This window comes from Pantoea sp. paga (assembly GCF_007558755.1).
GTDB lineage: Bacteria > Pseudomonadota > Gammaproteobacteria > Enterobacterales > Enterobacteriaceae > Pantoea > Pantoea agglomerans.
In genome coordinates, this window is sequence record NZ_VLTF01000002.1 from 408,947 (window position 1) to 431,116 (window position 22,170).

20 protein-coding genes are annotated in these 22,170 nt (G+C 58.1%); 15 read left to right on the forward strand and 5 right to left on the reverse strand.

Annotation, left to right across the window (positions count from 1 at the left end):
- The first annotated feature begins 145 nt into the window (after positions 1-145).
- The 7 genes from FOV68_RS07595 (at position 146) to idi (ending at position 6,263) form a co-directional block, all read left to right on the forward strand.
- Complete coding sequence (locus FOV68_RS07595; RefSeq protein ID WP_143990567.1) at positions 146-376, forward strand: EexN family lipoprotein; 231 nt, start codon at positions 146-148, stop codon at positions 374-376.
- Positions 377-557: 181 nt separating this feature from the next.
- Positions 558-1,043: a DUF2778 domain-containing protein gene (locus FOV68_RS07600; RefSeq protein ID WP_072000444.1), complete on the forward strand. Its 486-nt coding sequence runs from the start codon at positions 558-560 to the stop codon at positions 1,041-1,043.
- A 2-nt stretch (positions 1,044-1,045) separates the two neighbouring features.
- Positions 1,046-1,273 (forward strand): hypothetical protein, encoded by a 228-nt coding sequence (locus FOV68_RS07605; RefSeq protein ID WP_143990568.1) that lies wholly within the window; start codon positions 1,046-1,048, stop codon positions 1,271-1,273.
- A gap of 445 nt (positions 1,274-1,718) precedes the next feature.
- Entirely contained in the window at positions 1,719-2,156 is a 438-nt protein-coding gene (locus tag FOV68_RS07610) for an N-acetyltransferase (protein ID WP_109653065.1), read from the forward strand.
- A 221-nt stretch (positions 2,157-2,377) separates the two neighbouring features.
- Positions 2,378-3,487, forward strand: coding sequence for a suppressor of fused domain protein (locus FOV68_RS07615; protein WP_143990569.1), 1,110 nt, complete (start codon positions 2,378-2,380; stop codon positions 3,485-3,487).
- A 191-nt stretch (positions 3,488-3,678) separates the two neighbouring features.
- Positions 3,679-5,574: a methyl-accepting chemotaxis protein gene (locus tag FOV68_RS07620; protein ID WP_033779530.1), complete on the forward strand. Its 1,896-nt coding sequence runs from the start codon at positions 3,679-3,681 to the stop codon at positions 5,572-5,574.
- Between the two features lie 146 nt (positions 5,575-5,720).
- A complete protein-coding gene (gene idi / locus FOV68_RS07625) occupies positions 5,721-6,263 on the forward strand; it encodes an isopentenyl-diphosphate Delta-isomerase (RefSeq protein WP_010254245.1) in 543 nt (180 codons plus the stop codon).
- Between the two features lie 124 nt (positions 6,264-6,387).
- Here the strand turns inward: idi and FOV68_RS07630 are convergent, their stop codons facing one another.
- Positions 6,388-7,863 (reverse strand): MFS transporter, encoded by a 1,476-nt coding sequence (locus FOV68_RS07630; protein WP_064704698.1) that lies wholly within the window; start codon positions 7,861-7,863, stop codon positions 6,388-6,390.
- Between the two features lie 306 nt (positions 7,864-8,169).
- On the opposite strand from FOV68_RS07630, the gene FOV68_RS07635 reads away from it, so the two are divergent.
- Genes FOV68_RS07635 through FOV68_RS07650 form a run of 4 tightly spaced genes read left to right on the forward strand, consistent with a single transcriptional unit; the run spans position 8,170 to position 11,919 of the window.
- Complete coding sequence (locus FOV68_RS07635; protein WP_033766761.1) at positions 8,170-9,081, forward strand: ABC transporter substrate-binding protein; 912 nt, start codon at positions 8,170-8,172, stop codon at positions 9,079-9,081.
- Positions 9,082-9,084: 3 nt separating this feature from the next.
- The gene (locus tag FOV68_RS07640; RefSeq protein ID WP_143990570.1) at positions 9,085-10,260 is read left to right on the forward strand and encodes an ABC transporter permease; all 1,176 of its coding nucleotides are present in this window, start codon (positions 9,085-9,087) and stop codon (positions 10,258-10,260) included.
- Entirely contained in the window at positions 10,253-11,200 is a 948-nt protein-coding gene (locus FOV68_RS07645) for an ABC transporter ATP-binding protein (RefSeq protein WP_143990571.1), read from the forward strand. Before FOV68_RS07640 ends, FOV68_RS07645 begins: the two co-directional genes overlap by 8 nt.
- Positions 11,188-11,919: an ABC transporter permease gene (locus FOV68_RS07650; RefSeq protein ID WP_010669716.1), complete on the forward strand. Its 732-nt coding sequence runs from the start codon at positions 11,188-11,190 to the stop codon at positions 11,917-11,919. The genes FOV68_RS07645 and FOV68_RS07650 overlap by 13 nt, the downstream gene beginning before the upstream one ends.
- A gap of 175 nt (positions 11,920-12,094) precedes the next feature.
- Here the strand turns inward: FOV68_RS07650 and FOV68_RS07655 are convergent, their stop codons facing one another.
- Positions 12,095-12,829, reverse strand: coding sequence for a MerR family transcriptional regulator (locus tag FOV68_RS07655; RefSeq protein WP_010254274.1), 735 nt, complete (start codon positions 12,827-12,829; stop codon positions 12,095-12,097).
- 149 nt (positions 12,830-12,978) lie between these two features.
- Between FOV68_RS07655 and FOV68_RS07660 the strand changes: the two genes are divergently transcribed.
- From FOV68_RS07660 to ybiB, 4 genes are all read left to right on the forward strand, one after another.
- Positions 12,979-13,542 carry an XRE family transcriptional regulator gene (locus FOV68_RS07660; RefSeq protein ID WP_115387764.1) on the forward strand — a complete coding sequence of 188 codons (564 nt, stop codon included), beginning with the start codon at positions 12,979-12,981 and terminating at the stop codon, positions 13,540-13,542.
- Entirely contained in the window at positions 13,539-14,057 is a 519-nt protein-coding gene (locus FOV68_RS07665) for a GNAT family N-acetyltransferase (RefSeq protein ID WP_143990572.1), read from the forward strand. The genes FOV68_RS07660 and FOV68_RS07665 overlap by 4 nt, the downstream gene beginning before the upstream one ends.
- A gap of 191 nt (positions 14,058-14,248) precedes the next feature.
- On the forward strand, positions 14,249-16,417 hold the full coding sequence (dinG, locus tag FOV68_RS07670; protein ID WP_045140664.1) for an ATP-dependent DNA helicase DinG: 2,169 nt from the start codon (positions 14,249-14,251) through the stop codon (positions 16,415-16,417).
- A gap of 26 nt (positions 16,418-16,443) precedes the next feature.
- A complete protein-coding gene (gene ybiB / locus FOV68_RS07675; RefSeq protein ID WP_143990573.1) occupies positions 16,444-17,412 on the forward strand; it encodes a DNA-binding protein YbiB in 969 nt (322 codons plus the stop codon).
- A gap of 1 nt (position 17,413) precedes the next feature.
- Here the strand turns inward: ybiB and FOV68_RS07680 are convergent, their stop codons facing one another.
- From FOV68_RS07680 to hutH, 3 genes are all read right to left on the reverse strand, one after another.
- Entirely contained in the window at positions 17,414-18,571 is a 1,158-nt protein-coding gene (locus tag FOV68_RS07680; RefSeq protein WP_031591721.1) for a M20 aminoacylase family protein, read from the reverse strand.
- Between the two features lie 200 nt (positions 18,572-18,771).
- Positions 18,772-20,457 (reverse strand): urocanate hydratase, encoded by a 1,686-nt coding sequence (hutU, locus tag FOV68_RS07685; protein WP_022625986.1) that lies wholly within the window; start codon positions 20,455-20,457, stop codon positions 18,772-18,774.
- 15 nt (positions 20,458-20,472) lie between these two features.
- Positions 20,473-22,023 carry a histidine ammonia-lyase gene (gene hutH / locus FOV68_RS07690; protein WP_143990574.1) on the reverse strand — a complete coding sequence of 517 codons (1,551 nt, stop codon included), beginning with the start codon at positions 22,021-22,023 and terminating at the stop codon, positions 20,473-20,475.
- Positions 22,024-22,170: the final 147 nt, after the last annotated feature.

Genomic DNA, 22,170 nt, shown 5'->3' on the forward strand with positions numbered 1-22,170 from the left:
TTGAATGCGAAATTGCAGACGCTGCGAATCCAACTTCTGCTCCTCGCTCACAGCGCACATTGTTTTTGCAGTCCCTGCTTCATTCCTTAGAGCGCACTACTGCTCTATAACTGCGGCCCCAATTAATTCTCTAAAGGGCGATCTGATGAAAGCAGGACTACTTTCACTGAGCTTGCTGGCCACCACGCTGCTTACCGGTTGCGATGCTGGCGCGAAGAGTATTGATTGGTATAAAGCGCATGACGCGGAGCGCAAAGCTAAATATGAGGAATGCACGAAAGCCTTTGATCCACGCGATACCGAAGACTGCCGCAATGCGATTGATGCCACTGTCCACGGCGGCTCTTTTACAAAGAGTCCTGATAAAATTTGGTAAATTCAGGCGAGCCGCCGCCTGGCGGTTTTTTATGCCCTTCTGCGGGCACAGGTAACGTCCCTTCAGTCAGCCACTCAAAGGCAGATGCCGGGCACAATTGACATTGTTCTCCCAAAAAGCAATAGTTAATTTTTAGAATCAAGTGGATCTACTATATTCGCACATAAGGAATGGAGTTCTCATGTCATATAGCTGCTATTTACTTCTCAATCGGCGTGAAATGACCAGCCTGAGCTGCCCTGGTATTGGTACATTTCCTGCTTTTTCTGGTCAAAAAGAAGGCCGCAATAATCCTGAAAAAACAAACGTACCTGATATAGGCCCAATAGTTCGTGGCCGTTACTTTATTGTAGAACGACCTTCAGGTGGAAGATTGGGGCCGTTTAGAGAACGCTTGTTGAAAGACATATACGGTACGGATCGTTCAACATGGTTTGGACTATTTCGTGACGATGGAAAAATCGATGACTACACGTTTGTACAAGGCATCAGGCGGGGCAATTTCCGTCTGCACCCTATTGGGCCATTAGGGCTGAGTGAAGGCTGCATCACACTTCAACATCCTCTTCAGTTCAATTACATGCGCGACATGTTCCTTAAATCTGGCCCAACGCTTAACATCCCGGGCAGCCAGCTCAAAGCCTATGGAACGGTAAAGGTATACTAACGATGCGCTTTATTATAACTATTTTTCTGTTTGTTTTTTGTGCGATTGCTATTTCAAAAGCTATTGCTGTCATAGTGCCGGTAACATTCTTTTATGCCATCGCAAGTTTTTTCAATATTAATGGCGATGAGGCAACCATCGACTTTGTACTCTCAGCCAATATCCTTATTTCTATCATTATGTCTGTTGCGCTTTTATGGTTGCTGAAAGGTTTTTTCAAAAAGCATTAAACAGGACGATATGTGTACCATTGATTAGAAAAGTCAGTCTGATAACCATAGTGAACGCTACAGTCAACACCGTATCCGGTTAACTTTATTGGGCAGTGCATCGCGCTCCTTCGCTGCATCCACCCGTTACTGTAAGAGCATTATCAGACCGTGATGGTATGAGTATGCTGCCGGATGGGCCTCTGCTCCCGCCAATTGCGCCTGCTGTACTCTTCACTGCAGCGCATAGTGTCATGTCACCGTCTCAATAAACCTTTCTGCTGTAGCGCCCGGATCTTCCTTTTAACGGACATGAGCAGTGACAATCTGCTTTGTGCGCAGAAGCGGACGTAGATGCCATAGTTCTGCAAGTGGCCGAGTAAAACCGAAAAGGGATAAGGCTTGAAATACGGCTCTTCATCTGTATATTTAAACAGTTATTTATACAGCAATCAGGACATCTGGAATGAATTGCACTGTTGAAGAGATAAGTTTTGAGGTTTGTGAAAACGTTGATGCGGAACAATTATTGCCCATTGAAGAAGGGCTTAATGATTTCAACGAGTTAATGACGGGAATAAGTGACCGTAAGCCATTATCTGTATTAATAAAATCAACTAAAACTGGTGAAGTACTTGGAGGAATGCAAGGACGTTCATCACTGGGCCTCCTTTTTATAGATCTTTTCTATCTTCCACCAGAGCTGCGGAGAATGGGGCTAGGTACAGATATCCTTAACTGTTTCGAAGACGAAGGGCGGAAGAGGGGCTGCGCTGCTGCATTTTTGTATACGATAAGCTTTCAGGCTCCTGACTTTTATAAAAAGCATGGTTGGGAAGAGTTTGGGCGTATTAGCTGCGAGCCGGAAGGAACAAGCCGGATATTTATGAAAAAATCTTTATAAGATTTAACTTTCTCTTTCAACAGGCACGTCCGCCTTTCGCTCATAGTGGTCTCTGATACTAACAACGGCCACTCTTCCAAAGCGCAGCACTTCACCAAAAACCCTCACCACCCCTCCAACTCCCACACTTTGAGACTATTACCCTTGTCTCAGATAGCCGCAGCCAGGATCCTGCTCTATTCTCGGGGAAAATGGATTCCTCCAGGCTTTGTCGAGGCACTATGACGTACAAATCCCTGATTGCTGAAGTCCACAATCAGCAGCGCACCCTGACCGCCATTGTCGAACAGGATGAGCGCACTGCCTATTTTTACATCTGGCCAACCGACCTGTTCCGCAGCCAGTATGCGGTGCGCGGCTGCTGGCTACGAAACCTGCTGCCGGCACCGGCGCAGGAAGATCGCGAGGCGATGGAGCAGGGCATAGCGCCGCTGCTCAGCGCCGAGTATTGCCGTAATCTGGAAGCGGAACCCGCGCTGGATCCAGCCGGTCTGCAGGTGCTGTGGGAGCCGAGCGATGATGGCGCGGCGCTGTGGTATTACGGCCAGCTGCTGGCGGTGATCCCCGGCTGGAGCCTCTATCAGGAGAAGCAGGTGAGCTTCTCCGCGGGCTGCATCAAAAAGAACCGGCTGACGGCACCGCTGGGATCGGCATCAACCAATGACTACTACGCCCGTGCAGAGCATCAGCGTCAGTTCTGGCGCGAATGGCACGACGGCAGCGAGTGGGATAAGGTGCAGAACGATCTGATGGCCTGCTATCAGGCGCGCTATGGCGAGTCAGTGAAGTATTACGCTATCGATCAGGGCAGCTGGCCGCCGATGGCGATCTCCCAGCACTGGCATCAGGGCGTCTGGTATTTCCTGACCATCGGCATGAGCATCCGGCCGATGCCGCAGGTCGATTATCTGTTTGATGAACTGGCACCGCAGTATCGCCGCATTGAACTCGGCATGGCGGTTGACGGTGAGGTCATGACCGAAGGCAATGCGGTGCAAATGGCCAGCGCGCTGGCGGAGTTCGTGCATCTGCCGTGGGCGCGGCTGACCTGGCTGGGCGAGGGCCATACGCTGGCGTCGGAAGTGGCACCCGTCGGCTTTGAAAGCTTCCTGCTCGCCAATGAGCTGGCAACCGAACAGGCGCAGTTCTCGCTGCCAAAACGCGACGGCGATCGCCCGACTCTGCTCTGGACTACGCCGATTACTGAAGCGGAGCGGCAGTTCGCGCAGGCGGATGAACATGGCGGTCAGAAGTTACGGGAATTGTTAACGGCGGATGGCAATAATCACATCTTCCGCCCGCGCCAGCAGGTCGTCAGTTCAGAAGAGTAGGCCAGCAATAATGCGCCTGTTCGCCCATTCCCCGGCGCCCGCCGGGGATGTGATAGTTCCGCTCTGAAATTAAATTTTTACATAAATCAAACATTTCTCAAATATGTGATCTTGCCCATCTCAAGTTCCTGTTTGCCGTGCCGTTAAACCCGATCAGGCAATCGCGCCGCACCAGGTTCAGGGGAACAAAGATGTTTAAAACAACACAATCCCGCTTCACCGCAACAATGATCGCGTTCTTTGTTGCGCTTTTACTCGTTACAGTCTGGGTTATTAATCAGTTTGTCGCGCCACAGCTGGTCGATAGCGAAAGCCGTCTGGTTCGCTATCAGGTGGATTCGCTGGCTTCCGGTATCGTTGAACAGATGAACCGCGTTCAGGCCCAGCAGCGCGCCATTACCGAAGCCGCATCCGTCATGGACAGCGCCACCATCGACACCCTGTTACCGACGCTGGTTAACCAGTATCAGGACAGCAATGTGTTTGGTGGCGGGATCTGGCCACTGCCAAACCGTCGTGACCCGGCCAAAGAGAAGGACAGCAGCTTCTTTGCCCGTAATGCCAGCAATGACCTGCAGGTGAACACCTACTGGAACTCCGACGCGGCTGACAAATACTGGGAGCAACCCTGGTACAAAGATGGCATGGCCGCTCCGAAAGGCCAGTGTGCCTGGGCAAAAGCCTATCAGGATGCCGCCAGCCCGCAGCCGCGCACCAACTGTGCTATGGCTATCTACAAAAACGGCACGGCCTGGGGCGTCGCCACCATCGATGTGACGCTGGGGTTCTTTAACCAGCTGGCGAAGCAGATGGGTGAAACCATTCAGGGCAACGTCCTGATCGTCGAGGCCGATGGTAAAGTTGTGGGCAATGGCGCGCTGGTAAATGCCGCACCGAAGCTCGAAAACCTGGCTGACGTGCAGATGCCGATGGCAGCACCGCTGAAAACGCTGCTTAACGGTGTTGGCAATCAGCCGCTGGAAACCACCTATGACAGCAGTGAAGGCGAGCAGACGCTGTTCGTGCAGGCCATTCCAGGCAGCCCGTGGTATCTCGCCAGCAGCCTGCCAACCAGCCTGCTTAAAGCGCAGTCTCACAACATGCTGACCCGTCTGGGTCTGGTGCAGATCCCTCTGGCGGTAATCCTGCTACTGGTGTCGCTGGGCTTTGTCCGCGCCATGATGAAACGCCTCAACGTGCTGAACAGCAACATTGAAGCGCTGTCGACCGGTGGTGCCGATCTGACTCAGCGTCTGCCAGCCAGCAACAGCCCGGAGTTCAACGCCGTCGCGCAGAGCTTTAACCAGTTCATCAGCTATCTGCAGGGGCTGCTCCAGCAGGTGGGCGACAGCGCGCTGGCGATCACCGCCGCGTCGCGGGAAATTGCCAGCGGCAACGCCAATCTCTCCTCCCGTACCGAAGATCAGGCCAGCTCGATTGTGGAAACGGCCGCGTCGATGGAGCAACTGACCGGCACCGTGCGTCAGAACGCCGACAACGCCACCCACGCTAACCAGCTGGCGGGCGATGCCTCGCAGGTGGCCGCACGTGGCACCGAAGTGGTCCGTCAGGTGGTGACCACCATGGGCGAGATTCATCACTCATCCCGTAAAGTGGTCGATATCATCAGCGTGATCGACAGCATCGCATTCCAGACCAATATCCTGGCGCTGAACGCCGCAGTAGAAGCTGCACGGGCCGGTGAACAGGGCCGCGGTTTTGCGGTGGTGGCATCGGAAGTGCGTAACCTGGCACAGCGTTCAGCCAACTCGGCGCGTGAGATTAAAAAGTTAATCGAAGAGTCGGTGGCGAACATCGATACCGGCAGCGCGCTGGTCGAGCAGGCGGGTCAGACCATGGATGAGCTGATGAAGGGCGTGAGCAGTGTGACAACGCTGATGAGTGAAATCATGTCAGCCAGCCGCGAACAGAGCCTGGGCATCGAACAGGTTAACGTTGCGATTACTCAGCTGGATGGCACTACGCAGCAGAACGCCGTGCTGGTGGAGCAGGTTTCTGCTGCCGCGCAGGCGATGGAATCGCAAAGCACCCAGCTTGAGCGGGTGGTTCAGAGCTTCCGACTGTAATCCCTCTCCAGGCCAGCCTTGCTGGCCTGATTTTCTCCCTGCTTCATCCGCTTATCTCCGCCTGACCCGGGTAATAAATCCTCGATGATCCGCCCAAACCTATAATTCTGTGCCAGAATAGTTGGGAATAATCTCAAGGAAACGCCATGTCTGCTATTGAAGTTATCCTCGTTGACCACCTCGATCGTCCCACCGGCAAGATGGAAAAGCTGGAAGTGCATGAAAAAGGATTACTGCACCGCGCGGTGACGGTCTACGTCTTCAATTCCCGGCAGGAGCTGTTGCTACAACGTCGTGCCAGCGATAAATATCATTGTGGTGGCTTGTGGAGTAATACCTGCTGTGGTCATCCTTATCCTCATGAATCAACCCGCGACGCCGCCGAGCGCCGCCTGCGTGAAGAGATGGGAATGGTGGTGACGCTGACGCCGGTGTTTGAGCTGAGCTACAACCTGAAGCTGAGCAATGGCCTGACTGAACATGAGTATGGTCACGTCTTCTTTGCCGTCTGCGACAGCCTGCCGCAGCTGAATCCGCAGGAAGCGGATGCCTGGGATTATCGCCCGATGGCGCTGATTGAGCAGCAGATGCAGCAGCAGCCACAGCAGTTCACACCGTGGTTTTTGCATACCTTCCCGCGCATCCCAGACTATCTGGAGCAGTTTCCTTTTCCGCAAGTTACCGCATAAAAAAACCGCACTAAGGTGCGGTTTCAATGCTGGCCGGAGAAGCCGGGCCGGGATAAACAATGCGCCAGGGTTATGAGCCCGTTTGCTCCCTGAGCCGGCGCGCTATCCACGCCCTGACCATTGATTATCGCTGCAGCTCGAAATCTTCCGCATCCACATCATAACCCGACGGTTCCCAGCGGATCGCCAGCAGCGCCAGCAGGCCCGCCAGTGGTGCCAGGAAGATCACCCAGAACACGCCGGTGCCCAGCGCCGCAACCAGCACTGGAAACAGAAACAGCGAAACGGTAGAGCTGCCGCGCATCAGCGTCTGGTTAAAGCCGACACCCACGCCGCGCAGCGACGTCGGATAGCTCAGCGACGCAAAAGTCATAGTATGGGAGCCAGGCCCGAATCCCTGTCCAAACAGGAACAGCGCCAGCATGCCGATCGCCAGCGCGGCTTCCTGGCCGCCTTCCGGACGACCAATCAGCGCCAGCCCGAGCAGCGCCACGCACTGACAGGCATAACCCGCCACCGACATCTTCCACGCCCCGAGGCGCGGCACCAGTCGCACCGCCAGTATCCCGCCGACAAAGGCGAACAGCAGATTCAGGGCCAGCGACACCAGAATCGTGGTAAGCATTGACTGGGCAAAGAAGCTGGAGATGATCACCGGCAAGCCAAACGCCACCGCGTTGTAAGCAAAAGATGAGGCAATGGAAGTGATGGTCGCCAGCAGGGTACGGCGGCGATAGACGCCCTGTAACAGCGCGCCATAGTTACGCCAGCTCGCCTTGCGCACCGGCATGGCAGGCGTCAGCGCGGCGTCGGCTGCCACCTGGGCATTAATATTCCACGCACTGCGTAAAATCGCCGCGGCACCTTTCAGGTCGCCCTGATTCGCCGCCCACACCGGGGATTCGCTCATGTAACGGCTACGGATGGCGATGATGATAATCGCCGGAACGGCACCAAAACCAAGGATTAGCCGCCAGAGCCAGTCGGTGTGGCTTTCGGGTAACACGGCATAGAGCAGCAGCACCAGCAGATAAGAGATGCTGATCGCCGCATACCAGGTTGGGCACCACATCGCCACGCTGGCCGCTTTATTACCCTTGCCACGCAGCCGGGAAAACTCCGCCAGAAACGCCATCGCCACCGGCAGATCGATTCCGACCCCCAGGCCCATCACAAAACGCGCGCCGGCCAGCACATACTCATTGGGGGCAAACGCACAGGCGATAGCCGCCACCACGAAAAAGAACATATCGGCCATAAACACCCGATAACGGCCAATTTTATCCGTGAGATAGCCGCCGATCAGTGCGCCGATAATGGCCCCGAAGGTGATTGCCGAGGCGACCATGCCGGTGCCGGTCGGGGTGAGATTGAATTCGCGCGTGATGTCTTTGATGCCAAAGGCCAGCGCACCCAGGTCGTAGGCGTCAAGGAAGACGCCCCCCAGCGCAATCGCCACCACAATGCGGGCATTATTACGGGCGCTGTCGCCACTGTTCACTAATCGGGAGACGTCAGCTGCGCTGCGGATCCACTGTGTTTCGCCACCGGGCGAACTCCCTGCTGTTGCCACGTGGGCGGAAGAGGTCAGGTCGGACATGATGTTGTGCGTCTTTTATTATAAAAACAGATTTCCGAGGATAGCCGTTTAGACGCCCAGACATAAATTCATTTCGGTTATATGAGATGAATTTATAATCTCAAATCGTTATCAATTTGCGATAAAGTCAGCTACATCGCCGCTGCGCCAGGCTACGCTTTTAAGGCAGATAATTTCCGCTGCACGCCTTGCCAGCCTCCCGCAGAGCGGCAGGAGGGCAGCCTGAACGCGCAGGCGCACAACGCCTTGTGAATCATCACGCACGAACAATACGTAAAAACAACACACTGCGATAAGGAAAAAGCCATGGTCAGAATTCGGGGTTGGATGGGCGTCAGCGCTTTGCTGCTCAGCATGGGGATAGCACAGGCGGCGGACCCGGTGCGGGTCGGCTCAAAAATTGATACCGAAGGATCGCTGCTGGGCAATGTGATCCTTCAGGTGCTGGAAAAGCACGGGGTAAAAACCGTCAATAAAATTCAGCTCGGCACCACGCAGGTGGTGCGCGGTGCTATCACGGCGGGCGAACTTGATATCTATCCGGAATATACCGGCAACGGTGCATTTTTCTTCAATGATGAGAAAGACAGCGCCTGGAAAAATGCCGCTGAAGGCTACGAAAAGGTTAAGAAGCTTGATGCGGAGAAAAACCATCTGGTCTGGCTGACACCGGCTCCCGCCAATAACACCTGGACCATCGCTGTGCGAAAAGATCTGGCTGAAAAAAATCAGCTCAACTCTCTGGCGGATCTCAGCGCCTGGCTGAAAAAAGGCGGCACTTTCAAACTGGCGGCCTCAGCAGAATTTATTGAACGCAGCGATGCCTTACCCGCCTTTGAAAAAGCTTATGGCTTTGATCTCAAACAGGATCAGCTGCTGTCGCTGGCTGGCGGCGATACCGCTGTCACCATCAGCGCAGCGGCACAGCAGACTTCCGGCGTAAACGCGGCGATGGCGTACGGCACCGACGGTCCGGTGGCGGCATTAGGTCTGCAGACGCTCAGCGATCCTAAAGGAGTTCAGCCGATTTATGCGCCGACGCCGGTGATCCGTGAATCGGTACTCAAAGCCTATCCACAGATTGCAGAGTGGCTGAAGCCGGTGTTCAGCGCGCTTGATGAGAAGACGCTGCAGCAGCTCAACGCCAGAATCGCGGTCGACGGTCAGGATGCCAGCAGCGTAGCGACCGAATGGCTGCAGCAGAAAAAGCTGCTGTAGCCGATGCAGATATCGCGGGAAGCGATACGCCGTCCGGTTGAGCAGCCGGTGGCACTGCTGCTGCTGACGCTGCTGAGTCTGGCGCTGGTGGCATTGCCGTTTCTGAACTTCGCCCCGAACCGTCTGGTAGCGGGTGAACCGCTGATGGGCTGGCAGATTAGCCGCTTCGGGCTGTTGCTGCTGCCGCTGGTGACGCTGTGGCTGCTGCTGTGGCGGCATCCGACCCGCATCACGCTGATGCTGGCGCTGCTCGCGGCAGAACTGATGCTGGCGGCGATTATCTGGCTCAGCGGTCATCAGGCCACCTTACTCAGCCAGCAGGGCAGCCGTCTGGCGCGCACCAGCTTTGCCAGCGGCCTGTGGTGCAGCGGCGCGCTGATCCTGCTGCTGATCACCGATCAGGTGCGGCAACTGACCCGTCATCGGCTGGCACAGCTGCTGCTCAATCTGCAGGTCTGGCTGTTGCCGCTTTTGCTGCTGTTCAGTGGCCAGCTCAGCGATCTCTCCCTGCTGAAAGAGTATGCCAACCGCCACGCGGTGTTTGATGCCGCGCTGAGCCGTCATCTCACCCTGCTGGCGGGAACGGTGCTGCCTGCGCTGATGATTGCGCTGCCGCTGGGCGTCACGCTATTCCGGCGACCTGGCTGGCAGGGTGGGGTGTTCGGCGTACTGAATGTGATTCAGACGGTGCCTTCGGTGGCATTGTTTGGTCTGCTGATTGCGCCGCTGGCCGGACTGGCTCAGCATTTTCCGTGGCTCGGCGACTGGGGCATCAGCGGCATTGGGATGGCTCCGGCGCTGATCGCTCTGGTGCTTTACGCCCTGTTGCCGCTGGTGCGCAGCGTGGTGGTGGGGCTGCAACAGGTGCCGCACGAGGTGCGGGAGAGTGCACGCGGCGTCGGCATGAGTGGCTGGCAGCAGTTTTTCGCGGTGGATGTGCCGCTGGCGCTGCCGGTCTGGCTGGCGGGCCTGCGGGTAGTGGTGGTACAGACGCTGGGCATGGCGGTGGTCGCGGCGCTGATTGGCGCGGGCGGCTTTGGCGCGATTATTTTCCAGGGACTGCTAAGCAGTGCGCTTGATTTGGTGTTGCTGGGGGTGATCCCGGTGATTGCACTGGCGGTGATCATTGATGCGCTGTTCCGCCTGCTGATCTCACTGCTGGAGAGAAAAGATGATTGAGTTTGACGGCGTTTCCCGCGCGTTTAACGGTAAAGCGGCGGTGAAAGATCTGTCGTTACAGGTGGCGAAAGGGGAATTTTGCGTGCTGCTTGGCACCTCCGGTTCGGGCAAATCGACCACCCTGAAGATGATCAACCGGCTGGTGGAGTTTGACAGTGGTGAAATCCGCTTTGCCGGAGAGTCGATTCGCCAGCTTGATGCCCGCACGCTGCGGCGGCGCATGGGCTACGCCATTCAGTCGATTGGTCTGTTTCCGCACTGGACGGTGCGGAAGAATATCGCCACGGTGCCAGTGCTGCTGGGCTGGCCCCGGGCACAGGTCAATGAACGTATCACGGCGCTGCTGGCGCTGCTGAATCTCAATGCGCAGCTGCTGGACCGCTATCCGCATCAGCTCTCGGGTGGGCAGCAGCAGCGCATCGGCGTGGCGCGGGCGCTGGCGGCAGATCCGGAGGTGTTACTGATGGATGAGCCGTTTGGCGCACTTGACCCGGTGACGCGCGGGGTGCTGCAACAGGAGATGTTGCGCATTCATCAACTGTCGGGCCGCACCATCGTGCTGGTGACGCACGACATCGACGAAGCGCTGACGCTGGCAGACCGTATTGTGCTGATGGATAACGGCGAGATTGTTCAGCAGGGCAGGCCAGTGGAGCTGCTGACCCAGCCGAAAAATGATTTTGTGCGCGACTTCTTTGGTCGCAGCGAAATGGGAGTACGGCTGCTGTCGCTGGAGCAGGTCGGTAATGCCGTGCGGCGCGGCGAGTGGCTGCCGGGCGAACCGATCGCTGCGGCACTGACGCTGCGGGACGCCCTGTCGCAGTTTATCGCCCGGCGTACCGATAAACTGCCGGTCATCGACGATCAGCAGCGGCCGCTGGGCGTGCTCCACTTTGGCGATCTGCTGCAACTGCGCGAGGATTTAACATGCGCAGGCTAAGGGATCCGCTGCTGTGGCTGGTGCTGTTCTACGGCGCGCTGCTGACCCTGATGCCTTACAGCGGGCCGCTGTTTCACCGCTGGTTTCCCGAACTGGCGCGGCCACTCTATCAGCAGGAGAGCTTCTGGCAACTGACGCTGGCGCATCTGTTTCTGGTGATCACCGCCAGCCTGCTGGCGATTGTGATTGGCATTGGCAGTGGTGTGCTGGTGACGCGGCGGGCGGGGCGGGCCTTCCGGCCGCTGATGGAAACAATTGTGGCGGCAGGGCAGACGATTCCGCCGGTGGCGGTGCTGGCGATTGCGGTGCCGGTGATGGGATTTGGTGCCTGGCCTGCGGTTGTGGCGCTGCTGCTCTACGGATTGCTGCCGATTTTACAGGGGACGCTGGCGGGTATTGATAGCGTACCGGCCAGCAGTCGGGAGATCGCCATCGGGGTCGGCATGAGTAGCTGGCAGCGGCTGTGGCAGATTGAGCTGGCGCTGGCTGCGCCGGTCATCATCGCCGGGATACGCACCTCGGTGATTATCAACATCGGCACCGCTGCCATCGCCTCGACGGTCGGCGCGAAAAGTCTGGGATCGCCGGTGATTATCGGCTTAAGCGGCTTTAATACAGCCTATGTCATTCAGGGGGCATTACTGGTGGCGCTGCTGGCGATAGTCAGCGATCGCCTGTTTGAACGCCTGCAGCGCTGGCTTAGCGTGAGTGAACGATGAGAGAGTATCCCACCAGCATCAGACCGCCGGTGCCACCTGCCGCCATAATAAAAAACAGCGTGGCGAAGAAAGCTTTTTTACAGTTCATGGGTAAAACCTGAGCTCGTTAACAGTGAGGCGGGGATAATAGCGCGCGCAAGGCAGCAGGCAAAGTGCCCGGCGTGCGTTTTTGTTATCAGGCGGGGTCGTGCAACCGCACGGCATAGCCCTGTTCCTGCCAGTGTGACAGCTGTTCCTGCTGGCGGCGGGTCAGTTTTTTACCGGTAAAGACAAACATATTCATGCCGGGAAAGAGTTCAGGACGCGGTAAATCCAGCGGTTCTGCCAGCACATCAATGCGCCAGCCATGCTGCGACAGACGCCAGCCTTCCAGCCAGATGCGGGTACGATCGTCGATACCCCAGCCAATAATCAGCGCATCTTTACCCGATTTTTTGCGGCTGCCGGTCAGGCAGAACGCGACATAATCGATCAGCAAACCATCCAGCAGACTGCACATGGTGCGGGCGGTGTTCTGGTCCAGACTCAGCTTCTGGCGCACCGGCATAAAAACATGGTCGATTAGCGCATCAATCGGATGTTCGCGACCAATCGCGGCAATTTTATTACGAAGTTTAGCGGGTCTGACGTGACGCAGGACGCTGATCAGCTCATCCTGGAGTGTGGTCCAGCCGTCATGGGCATCTACATCGCCACCTTCCAGCAGTGCCTTAACTTTACCGACCGGCACGCCGCTTTCAATCCAGCGCATGATCTCTTCGATGCGATGAACATCCTCTTCGTCAAACTGACGATGTCCGCCTTCGGTACGTTGCGGCTTCAGTAAGCCATAACGACGCTGCCAGGCGCGCAGAGTGACTGGGTTTATGCCACAGCGCTCGGCGACGTCACCGATACTGTATAAGGTCATAAATTCCTCTTTCGATTGGTCTGAGTGCAATTACCATAACGAAGCCGACTAAGTTGTACAATACATTTCTCGATGTACAACTTGACTGATACGCCGTTTCTTCGCTATATCTCATATAAGAGAATTATTCCCAAATATGAGAAAACACCATGTCAGAGCTGAATACGGAGCAACGACTGGCGGTGAGGCTGGCAGAATTACGCCTGCAACGCGGCTGGTCGCTGGATGAACTTGCTGTCGCAACGGGCATCAGTCGTGCGTCATTATCGCGCATTGAGCGAAGCGAGACCAGCCCTACTGCTGCGCTGCTTAACCGTCTGTGTGTTGCCTACGGATTAACGATGTCGCGCCTGCTCAGTGAAGTGGAGGAGGAGTCCAGTCTTCTGATCAGAGATGACCAGCAGCCCGTGTGGCAGGATGAATCCAGCGGATTTATTCGCCGGAATGTTTCACCCCCTGCGCTTCATTTCCGATGCGAACTGGTTGAGGGCAAATTACGGCCTGGTGCACGTATAGATTACGATGCGCCACCCATTCAGGGGCTGGAGCAGCATATCTGGCTGCGCGAGGGCGGCCTCACCGTCACGATGGGGACGCAGCAGTGGGCGCTGAAGCCCGGTGACTGCTTACGTTTTCATCTGGTCGGGAAATCGGCTTTTGAGGCGCACCTGACTGACGGCGCGCGCTATTTACTGGTGGTGGCGAAACCATGATCGATTACGCAATACTTCGCGCCGACGAAGCGCAACAGCAACTGGGTGAACTCACTGAGGTGCTGCAGGCCTGTGTGGCAGACGGCGCCAGCGTAGGCTTTATTGATGCCGCAGACGAAGAGGTGATGACGCGATACTGGCAGCAGCAGATTGCCGGTCTGGCAGACGGCGACAGCGAATTATTCGTTGCGCGGCAGCACGGTCGCATCGTGGGCACGGTCATGCTCACTGGCAGCGCCATGCCTAATGGCCGACACCGGGCGGAGATCGGCAAACTGCTGGTGCATCCGCAGGCACGCCGTCAGGGCATCGCGCGCGAGCTGATGCAGCGCGCTGAGCAGCAGGCCCGCGCGCAGGGCAAAACGCTGCTGGTGCTGGATACGCGCAGCGGCGATGTCGCCAGCGATCTCTATCGCTCGCTGGGCTGGCAGGTGGCGGGATCGATCCCGTTTTATGCCGAATCCACCGCCGGCGTGCTGGATGCCACCACTTATATGTACCAGGTGCTGGCGTAGCCAGCCGCTAGCTCATGCGGCTGGCCTTTCTTCGTGCCGGACCGGCCCGGGTTGACGGGCTGCCCGCACGACCCTGAAATGGGCAACTGCTGAAATTTACGACGTCGCACGAAAAATTCGGCGCGAAAGCTGACGCCAACAGGATACTGTGTAAAAATACAGGCCATATTTTCGGTGTGGTAACGCAAATCATGGCCCTGACAGCCGCAGTAAAAAGCCAGATAGCGCAGTGGTATAAAGCGCTTCAGGAGCAGGTGCCTGACTTCATCCCGCGTGCGCCGCAGCGCCAGATGATCGCCGAAGTGGCGAAGTGCCTGGCGGGCGACGATTCGCGCCATCTGGCGGTTGAAGCGCCAACCGGCGTGGGCAAAACCCTCTCTTATCTGATCCCGGGCATCGCGGCCAGCCGCGCCCAGGAGAAGCGGCTGGTGATCAGCACCGCCAACGTGGCGCTGCAGGATCAAATCTTCACCAAAGATCTGCCGCTGCTGAAAAAAATCATTCCCGATCTCACCTTTACCGCCGCCTTTGGTCGCGGGCGCTATGTCTGTCCGCGTAATCTGGCGGCGATGGCGGCCGATGACGATGAGCAGGGCGATCTGCTGCTTTATCTGGACGATGATGCCGTCAGCAGCACTAAAGAAGAGCAGACGCAGTGTGGCCGGTTGCAGAAATCGCTGGATCGCTATCAGTGGGACGGCCTGCGCGATCACAGCGAGGAGAACGTCAGCGACAGCCTGTGGCAGCGGCTCTCCACCGACAAAGCGAGCTGCCTTGGCGCACACTGTCGCTGGTATCGTGAATGCCCGTTCTTTGTGGCGCGGCGCGAGATCGAGCAGGTGGATGTAGTCGTGGCGAACCATGCGCTGGTCATGGCAGCAATGGAGAATGAGTCGGTGCTGCCACCGGCTAAAAACCTGATGCTGGTGCTGGATGAAGGGCATCACCTGCCGGAAGTGGCACGCGATGCGCTGGAGATGAGCGCCGACATCACGCCGGGCTGGAGCAGCCTGCAACTCGACCTCTTTATCAAGCTGGTGGAGAGCATTATGACGCAGATGCGGCCAAAATCACCGCCGCCGCTGGCTAACCCGGAGCGGCTGAAAGCGCACTGCGATGAACTGCGCGAACTGCTGACGATTACCGCTCAGGCGCTGAATCCGCTGCTGCCACCGCATAATCAGCCGGGCGAATTCCGCTTTGTGCTGGGGGCGTTGCCCCAGGAGTTGCTGGATCTCTGCGCCCGGCTCTTTAAGCTCAGCGATGCGCTGCGCGGCCTGAGTGAAGGTTTGATTAATGCGCTGAGCGAGCAGACAGGTAAAGTGGATGTGGTGCGACTGCATCGCAATCTGCTGCAGCTCAATCGCCAGTTTGGCTGGTTCGAATCGGTCAGCAAACTGTGGCGGCTGGCGGCGATGGAAAAAGCCTCTGGCGCGCCGGTGTCGAAGTGGATTACCCGCGAGCTGCGTGAAGGTCAGGCGCACCTGCTGTTTCACTGCGCCGGCATCCGCGTCAGCGACCAGCTGGAGAAAATGCTGTGGCGTAAAATTCCGCATGTGGTTGTGACCTCCGCCACCCTGCGATCGCTTAACAGTTTCAACCGCCTGCAGGAGATGTCGGGACTCAGCGAGAAGGCGGGTGACCGCTTTGTGGCGCTGGACTCCCCGTTTAACCACGTGGAGCAGGGCAAGCTGGTGATCCCGCAGATGCGCTATGAGCCGCTGATGACGCACGAAGCGGAGCATATCGCGGAGATGGCCGGTTTCTTCCGGCAGCAGATGGCGGAGAAAAAGCACAAAGGCGTGCTGGTGCTGTTTGCCAGCAACCGGGCGATGCAGCAGTTTGTCGCCTGTCTGCCCGACCTGCGCCTCTCAATGCTGGTTCAGGGCGATCAGCCGCGCAGCCGCCTGGTCGATCTGCATCGTCAGCGTGTCGCCAAAGGGGAAACCAGCATCCTGATTGGCCTGCAGTCGTTTGCCGAAGGGCTGGATCTCAAAGGCGATCTGCTGAGTCAGGTGCATATCCACAAAATCGCTTTTCCCCCGGTAGACAGTCCGGTAATTTTGACCGAAGGCGAGTGGCTGAAAAGCCTTAAACGCTATCCGTTTGAGGTGCAGAGCTTACCCAGCGCCTCTTTTACCCTGATTCAACAGGTCGGACGCCTGATTCGCAGCCATCAATGTTATGGCGAAATCGTTATTTACGACCGCCGTCTGCTGAGCAAATCCTACGGCAGCCGGCTGTTAGCGGCGCTGCCGATCTTCCCGATTGAGCAGCCGGAAACGCCAGAGCCGGCAGCGATACCGGCCACCGTGGTGCCAAAAAACACGGTGCGTAAACGACGTCCCACGCGGCGCTGAGCCGCGCACTTAACCGGAAGCGAGTGATGGAACTGAATAAAATCATTAAAGAGATTGGTCGCGGTAAAAATCATGCCCGCGATATCGACTTTGATACTGCCGTGGCGCTCTATGGCGCGATGCTGGCGGGCGAGGTGCCGGACCTGGAGCTGGGAGGCATTCTGATTGCGCTGCGTATTAAAGGCGAAGGCGAAGCGGAAATGCGCGGATTTTATCAGGCGATGCAGGCGCAGATGATGCAACTGCAGGCGCCGGAAAACCGCCCGATGCCGGTTGTGATCCCCAGCTACAACGGAGCGCGGCGGCAGGGCAATCTCACGCCGTTGCTGGCGCTGCTGCTGGTAAAACTTGGCTTCCCGGTGGTGGTGCATGGCGTCAGCGATGACGCGACGCGCATCACCAGTGAAGCGGTATTTGCCGCGCTGGGTATTGCCCCCGTCACCACCGCAGAGGCGGCGCAGGCAAAACTCGATCAGGGCGAACTCGTGTTTATCACCATCGATCATCTCTGCCCGCCAATGGCGAAACAGCTGTCGCTGCGCTGGCGAATGGGCGTGCGTAACAGCGCGCATACGCTGGCAAAACTGGCGACCCCGTTTGCCGAACGTGCGGCGCTGCGTCTGTCGAGCGTGTCGCATCCGGAGTATGTGCCGCGTGTGGCGAAATTTTTCAGTGACATCGATGCGCCTGCGATACTGCTCAATGGCACCGAAGGGGAAGTCTATGCCAATCCACAGCGCTGCCCGGCGATCAGCATGATTCAGGGCGCAGGCGCAGAAGCGGAAGTGTGGGTTGAGCGTCAGCCTGAAGTGGCCGTTGAACTGCCGGCCGATAAGACGGCAGAGGTAACCGCGCGCTGGATTGAGCAGGTTCTGAATCAGCAGCGGCCGGTGCCCGCATCACTGCGACTTCAGCTCGCCTGCTGCCTGCGCGCCAGCGGCCAGTGCGCCTCGCTGGCGGCGGCAGAGCAGCAGATCCTCGCCGCCGGTTACTGACTCAGGCTGCTGGCAGCGCCTGTTCAACCAGGTTCTGCCAGAAAGTAATGCCAATTGGCAGCAGCGCGTCGTTGAAGTCATAGCGGGCGTTGTGCAGCGGGGCGGAAGGCGTATCGCCATCCGCGCCCAGCCAGAAGTAAGCACCCGGACAGGCCTCCATCATGCAGGCAAAATCTTCAGACGCCATCGACGGATTGACCTGCCACTGAACCTGTTCGGCTCCCAGCGTCGCCAGCGCCACCTCGCGCACCTGCTCAGCCGGGGCAGCATGGTTGGCGGTCACCGGATAACCCGGTAACCACTCAATCTCACCGCTGACACCAAACGGACGTGGCAGGGTAGCGACAAATTCATCAATCAGCCCGCGTACTTTTTCGCGCACGCTGGTCTGCAGGCAACGCACCGTGCCGCGCAGCACAATCTGTTCCGGGATCACGTTGATTGCTTCGCCACCGTGGATCTGCGTCACGCTGACCACCGCCGAGGCGAGCGGCGAGAGCCGGCGTGACGGAATTGTCTGCAGCGCCAGAATCAGCTCGGCCGCCACCACCATTGGATCGGCACCGCTTTCCGGCATCGCCGCGTGGCAGCTTTTGCCGTGCAGGGTAATCTCAAACGAATCCAGCGACGCCATCATGGCGCCAGGGTTAACCGCCAGTGACCCCAGCGGCAGGCCCGGCCAGTTGTGCATCGCATAGATCGCATCCATCGGGAAGCGCTGGAACAGTCCCTCTTCCACCATTTTGCGCGCACCGCCCAGGTTCTCTTCGGCAGGCTGAAAAATGAAATGTACCGTGCCGCGGAACTGGCGTGTGGCGGCCAGCTGTCGGGCGGCGGCCAGCAGAATGGCGCTGTGACCGTCGTGCCCGCAGGCGTGCATCACGCCAGGAGTCGCGGAGCGCCATTCAGTGTCGCCTTTTTCCGTAATCGGCAGCGCATCCATATCCGCACGCAGCCCGATAACCGGGCCGGGACCGTTTTCCAGCGTGCCGATTACGCCGGTGCCCGCCAGACCGCGAAACACCTGCAATCCCGCCCGCTCTAACTCATCAGCGATAAACTGGCTGGTTTGCTGTTCCTGGTAACCTAATTCGGGGTGGCGATGAAACTCACGGCGCCAGCGCAGGGCATCTTCAAGCAGGGCAGGGGAAAGGGTCATGCAGAGTCGCGCTCCATACAGAATGAGAAGATTTCACTTTAGAGGTCGGGTGGCGCTGCGTCTATCGCCGGCAGGACGAAATCTGGCTATAGGCTAAATCAAAATGGAATAAGTAATAAGGAAGTGATGTCCGGGCAGGGCTTCAGAAGGGAAAAACGCGAAGAAAACGGGGCAAGTCGCTGCCCGCCCCGTTCAGCGTATTACTTCTGCATCGGCAGGTTCAGATCGTGCTCTGCCGCGCAACTTTGTGCCAGCTCATAACCCGCGTCGGCATGACGCATCACGCCGGTGGCCGGATCATTCCACAACACCCGACCCAGACGCGCATCCGCCTCTTTGCTGCCATCACAGACAATCACCATACCGGCGTGCTGCGAGAAGCCCATGCCGACACCGCCGCCATGATGCAGGCTGACCCAGGTCGCACCGCCTGCGGTGTTCAGCAGCGCGTTGAGCAGCGGCCAGTCTGAGATTGCATCCGAGCCATCCTTCATCGCTTCGGTTTCACGGTTAGGTGAGGCAACCGAGCCGCAGTCGAGATGGTCGCGGCCAATCACCACCGGCGCTTTCAGCTCGCCGTTGCGGACCATTTCATTGAACGCCAGACCGGCAAGATGCCGTTCGCCCAGTCCCAGCCAGCAGATACGTGCTGGCAATCCCTGGAAGGCGATGCGCTCCTGCGCCATATCCAGCCAGCGATGCAGCGTTTTGTGGTGCGGGAACAGTTCCTTGAGTTTCGCGTCGGTCTTGTAGATATCTTCCGGATCGCCGGACAGCGCCACCCAGCGGAACGGACCTTTTCCTTCGCAGAACAGCGGACGGATGTAGGCCGGTACAAAGCCAGGGAAGTCGAAGGCGTTGCTGACACCCTCATCCAGCGCGACCTGACGGATATTGTTGCCGTAGTCCACGGTCGGGATGCCCATATGACAGAAGTCGAGCATCGCCTGCACGTGGACCGCCATTGACGCACGTGCCGCTTTCTCTACTGCCTTCGGCTGTGAGACGCGCTCCTGCTGCCAGCGCACCAGATCCCAGCCAGCCGGCAGATAGCCATTAATCGGATCGTGTGCCGAGGTCTGATCGGTGACGATGTCCGGTTTTGGCCCGCCCGCCCGGGCGCGTTTCACCAGCTCCGGCAGGATCTCGGCGGCATTGCCCAGCAGCCCGACCGAAATCGCTTTTTTCGCCGCGGTCGCTTCGCTGATTAACGCCAGCGCTTCATCCAGCGTGGTGGCTTTGTAATCTACATAGCGGGTACGCAGGCGGAAATCGATGCGCGACTCCTGACACTCAATCGCCAGCACACAGGCCCCGGCCAGAACACCCGCCAGCGGTTGCGCGCCGCCCATGCCGCCCAGCCCGGCGGTGAGGATCCAGCGTCCGCTGAGGTCGTTGTTGTAGTGCTGACGTCCCGCTTCCACGAAGGTTTCGTAGGTGCCCTGCACGATGCCCTGCGCGCCGATATAGATCCAGGAACCGGCGGTCATCTGGCCGTACATCATCAGGCCCGCTTTATCCAGCTCATGGAAGTGATCCCAGGTTGCCCAGTGCGGCACCAGATTGGAGTTTGCCAGCAGTACGCGGGGTGCATCCGCGTGGGTGCGGAAAATGCCGACCGGCTTGCCGCTCTGGATCAGCAGGGTTTCATCCGGCTGCAGTGCCCGCAGCGAACGCAGGATCTGCTCGAAGCACTCCCAGTTACGCGCCGCCTTACCGATACCGCCGTAAACCACCAGATCTTCCGGTCGCTCGGCAACATCGGGATCGAGGTTGTTCTGAATCATGCGGTAAGCGGCTTCAATCAGCCAGTTGGCGCAGTGCAGCGTGGTACCGTGAGGCGCGCGAATTTCACGTGCCACAGCCTGAGAAAGAGTTTCGCTCATGAAAGATTCCTTAATTCAACAAGTTGGGCGCATGCTCGGCAGCAGCGCGGTCAATGCCTGAGGCCAGTCAGTGCGACTTGCCCACTGACGCATTGCCTCGATATCGGGAGCCAGCAGGCGATCCTCCTCAAGGAAGGCGACCTGCTCGCGAATGGTGTCGATGGCCTGCTCAATCAGCGCAGAGCTTTTCAGCGGCCGGTTGAATTCAATGCCCTGTGCAGCGGCCATCGCCTCAATGCCCACGACCGCGGCGCTGTTAAAGCACATGCTGCCGAGACGGCGCGCGGCGTAGGTCGCCATCGAGACGTGATCTTCCTGATTAGCGGAGGTCGGCAGGCTGTCGACGCTGCCCGGATGGGCCAGCAATTTATTCTCAGAGGCCAGGGCTGCGGCGGTCACCTGGGCGATCATAAAGCCGGAGTTTACGCCGCCGTCGCGCACCAGGAAGGGCGGCAGACCCGACAAGCCGCTGTCCAGCAGCAGCGCCAGCCGCCGCTCGGAGATGGCTCCGACTTCGGCAATCGCCAGCGCCAGGATATCCGCAGCAAAAGCCACCGGCTCGGCGTGGAAGTTGCCGCCGGAGATCACATCGCCGCTGTCGCTGAACACCAGCGGGTTGTCAGAGGCCGCATTCGCTTCGATTTCCAGAATCCGCGCCGCGTGGCTGAAGTTGTCCAGGCAGGCACCCATCACCTGCGGCACGCAGCGGATGGAGTAGGGATCCTGAACGCGGCCGCAATGCGTATGCGACAGCACTATTTCACTGCCCTCAATCAGGGTACTGACGGCAGCAGCGACCACAATCTGACCATGCTGGCCTCGCGCCTTATGGATACGGGCGTCGAACGGTTTCAGTGAGCCTTTAATCGCTTCCAGCGACAGCGCACCGGCCATCAGACCGGCGGCAAACAGATTTTCACCTTCAAACAGGCCGCGCAGCGCCAGCGCAGTTGAGACCTGAGTGCCGTTAAGCAGCGCCAGTCCCTCTTTCGGGCCGAGTACAAACGGCGACAGGCCCACGCTTGCCAGTCCTTCGGTGGCCGGGATCAACTCACCCCTGAGCCGGACCTGACCTTCGCCCAGCAGCATCAGCGACATGTGCGCCAGCGGTGCCAGATCGCCGGAGGCACCAACCGAGCCTTTTTCCGGGATGCAGGGCATTACGCCCGCATTGAACAGCGCCAGCAGCGCCTCAACCAGTTCGATTCGCACGCCAGAGTGACCGCGCGCCAGGCTGATAATTTTGGTGGCGACCACCAGACGGGTAACATTGTCGGGCAGCAGATCGCCCAGCCCGACGCTGTGTGACAGCACCAGATTACGCTGCAGATCCGCCAGCCGGCTGGCCGGGATTTGCGTCTGCGCCAGCTTGCCGAAGCCGGTATTAATGCCATATACCACGTTGCCGGAGGCGACAATCGCATCCACGGTTTGCTGCGCCGCCGCAATGGCCTGACGCGCGGGCTCATCAAGCGTCAGCGTGACGTTACCCTGATAGATAGCGCGTAATGTGGCGAGGTCCACCTCGCCTGGCACCAGGCGCAAAACCTGAAACGAACCTGACATAGTCTACTCCTGTCTATACAAGTGTGCTGGCGTGGCTAAACTGCTCTCCCTGCCCTGATCCAGCGGAATAATACGAGTGAAACATAAGCGTTAATTCTTGTCTATGCTTGTCTATACAATCAAAGGGAGTAAGCAAGTGCCGTGCCA

What these genes read in the sequence shown, in the direction of transcription:
- FOV68_RS07595 (WP_143990567.1), top strand. Translation starts at nt 146, where the DNA reads ATGAAAGCAGGACTACTTTCACTGAGCTTGCTGGCCACCACGCTGCTT.
- FOV68_RS07640 (WP_143990570.1), top strand. Translation starts at nt 9,085, where the DNA reads ATGCAGATATCGCGGGAAGCGATACGCCGTCCGGTTGAGCAGCCGGTG.
- FOV68_RS07605 (WP_143990568.1), top strand. Translation starts at nt 1,046, where the DNA reads ATGCGCTTTATTATAACTATTTTTCTGTTTGTTTTTTGTGCGATTGCT.
- FOV68_RS07610 (WP_109653065.1), top strand. Translation starts at nt 1,719, where the DNA reads ATGAATTGCACTGTTGAAGAGATAAGTTTTGAGGTTTGTGAAAACGTT.
- FOV68_RS07665 (WP_143990572.1), top strand. Translation starts at nt 13,539, where the DNA reads ATGATCGATTACGCAATACTTCGCGCCGACGAAGCGCAACAGCAACTG.
- hutU (WP_022625986.1), bottom strand. Translation starts at nt 20,457, where the DNA reads ATGAGCGAAACTCTTTCTCAGGCTGTGGCACGTGAAATTCGCGCGCCT.
- ybiB (WP_143990573.1), top strand. Translation starts at nt 16,444, where the DNA reads ATGGAACTGAATAAAATCATTAAAGAGATTGGTCGCGGTAAAAATCAT.
- FOV68_RS07680 (WP_031591721.1), bottom strand. Translation starts at nt 18,571, where the DNA reads ATGACCCTTTCCCCTGCCCTGCTTGAAGATGCCCTGCGCTGGCGCCGT.
- FOV68_RS07645 (WP_143990571.1), top strand. Translation starts at nt 10,253, where the DNA reads ATGATTGAGTTTGACGGCGTTTCCCGCGCGTTTAACGGTAAAGCGGCG.
- FOV68_RS07600 (WP_072000444.1), top strand. Translation starts at nt 558, where the DNA reads ATGTCATATAGCTGCTATTTACTTCTCAATCGGCGTGAAATGACCAGC.
- FOV68_RS07660 (WP_115387764.1), top strand. Translation starts at nt 12,979, where the DNA reads ATGTCAGAGCTGAATACGGAGCAACGACTGGCGGTGAGGCTGGCAGAA.
- idi (WP_010254245.1), top strand. Translation starts at nt 5,721, where the DNA reads ATGTCTGCTATTGAAGTTATCCTCGTTGACCACCTCGATCGTCCCACC.
- dinG (WP_045140664.1), top strand. Translation starts at nt 14,249, where the DNA reads ATGGCCCTGACAGCCGCAGTAAAAAGCCAGATAGCGCAGTGGTATAAA.
- FOV68_RS07615 (WP_143990569.1), top strand. Translation starts at nt 2,378, where the DNA reads ATGACGTACAAATCCCTGATTGCTGAAGTCCACAATCAGCAGCGCACC.
- hutH (WP_143990574.1), bottom strand. Translation starts at nt 22,023, where the DNA reads ATGTCAGGTTCGTTTCAGGTTTTGCGCCTGGTGCCAGGCGAGGTGGAC.
- FOV68_RS07630 (WP_064704698.1), bottom strand. Translation starts at nt 7,863, where the DNA reads ATGTCCGACCTGACCTCTTCCGCCCACGTGGCAACAGCAGGGAGTTCG.
- FOV68_RS07635 (WP_033766761.1), top strand. Translation starts at nt 8,170, where the DNA reads ATGGTCAGAATTCGGGGTTGGATGGGCGTCAGCGCTTTGCTGCTCAGC.
- FOV68_RS07650 (WP_010669716.1), top strand. Translation starts at nt 11,188, where the DNA reads ATGCGCAGGCTAAGGGATCCGCTGCTGTGGCTGGTGCTGTTCTACGGC.
- FOV68_RS07620 (WP_033779530.1), top strand. Translation starts at nt 3,679, where the DNA reads ATGTTTAAAACAACACAATCCCGCTTCACCGCAACAATGATCGCGTTC.
- FOV68_RS07655 (WP_010254274.1), bottom strand. Translation starts at nt 12,829, where the DNA reads ATGACCTTATACAGTATCGGTGACGTCGCCGAGCGCTGTGGCATAAAC.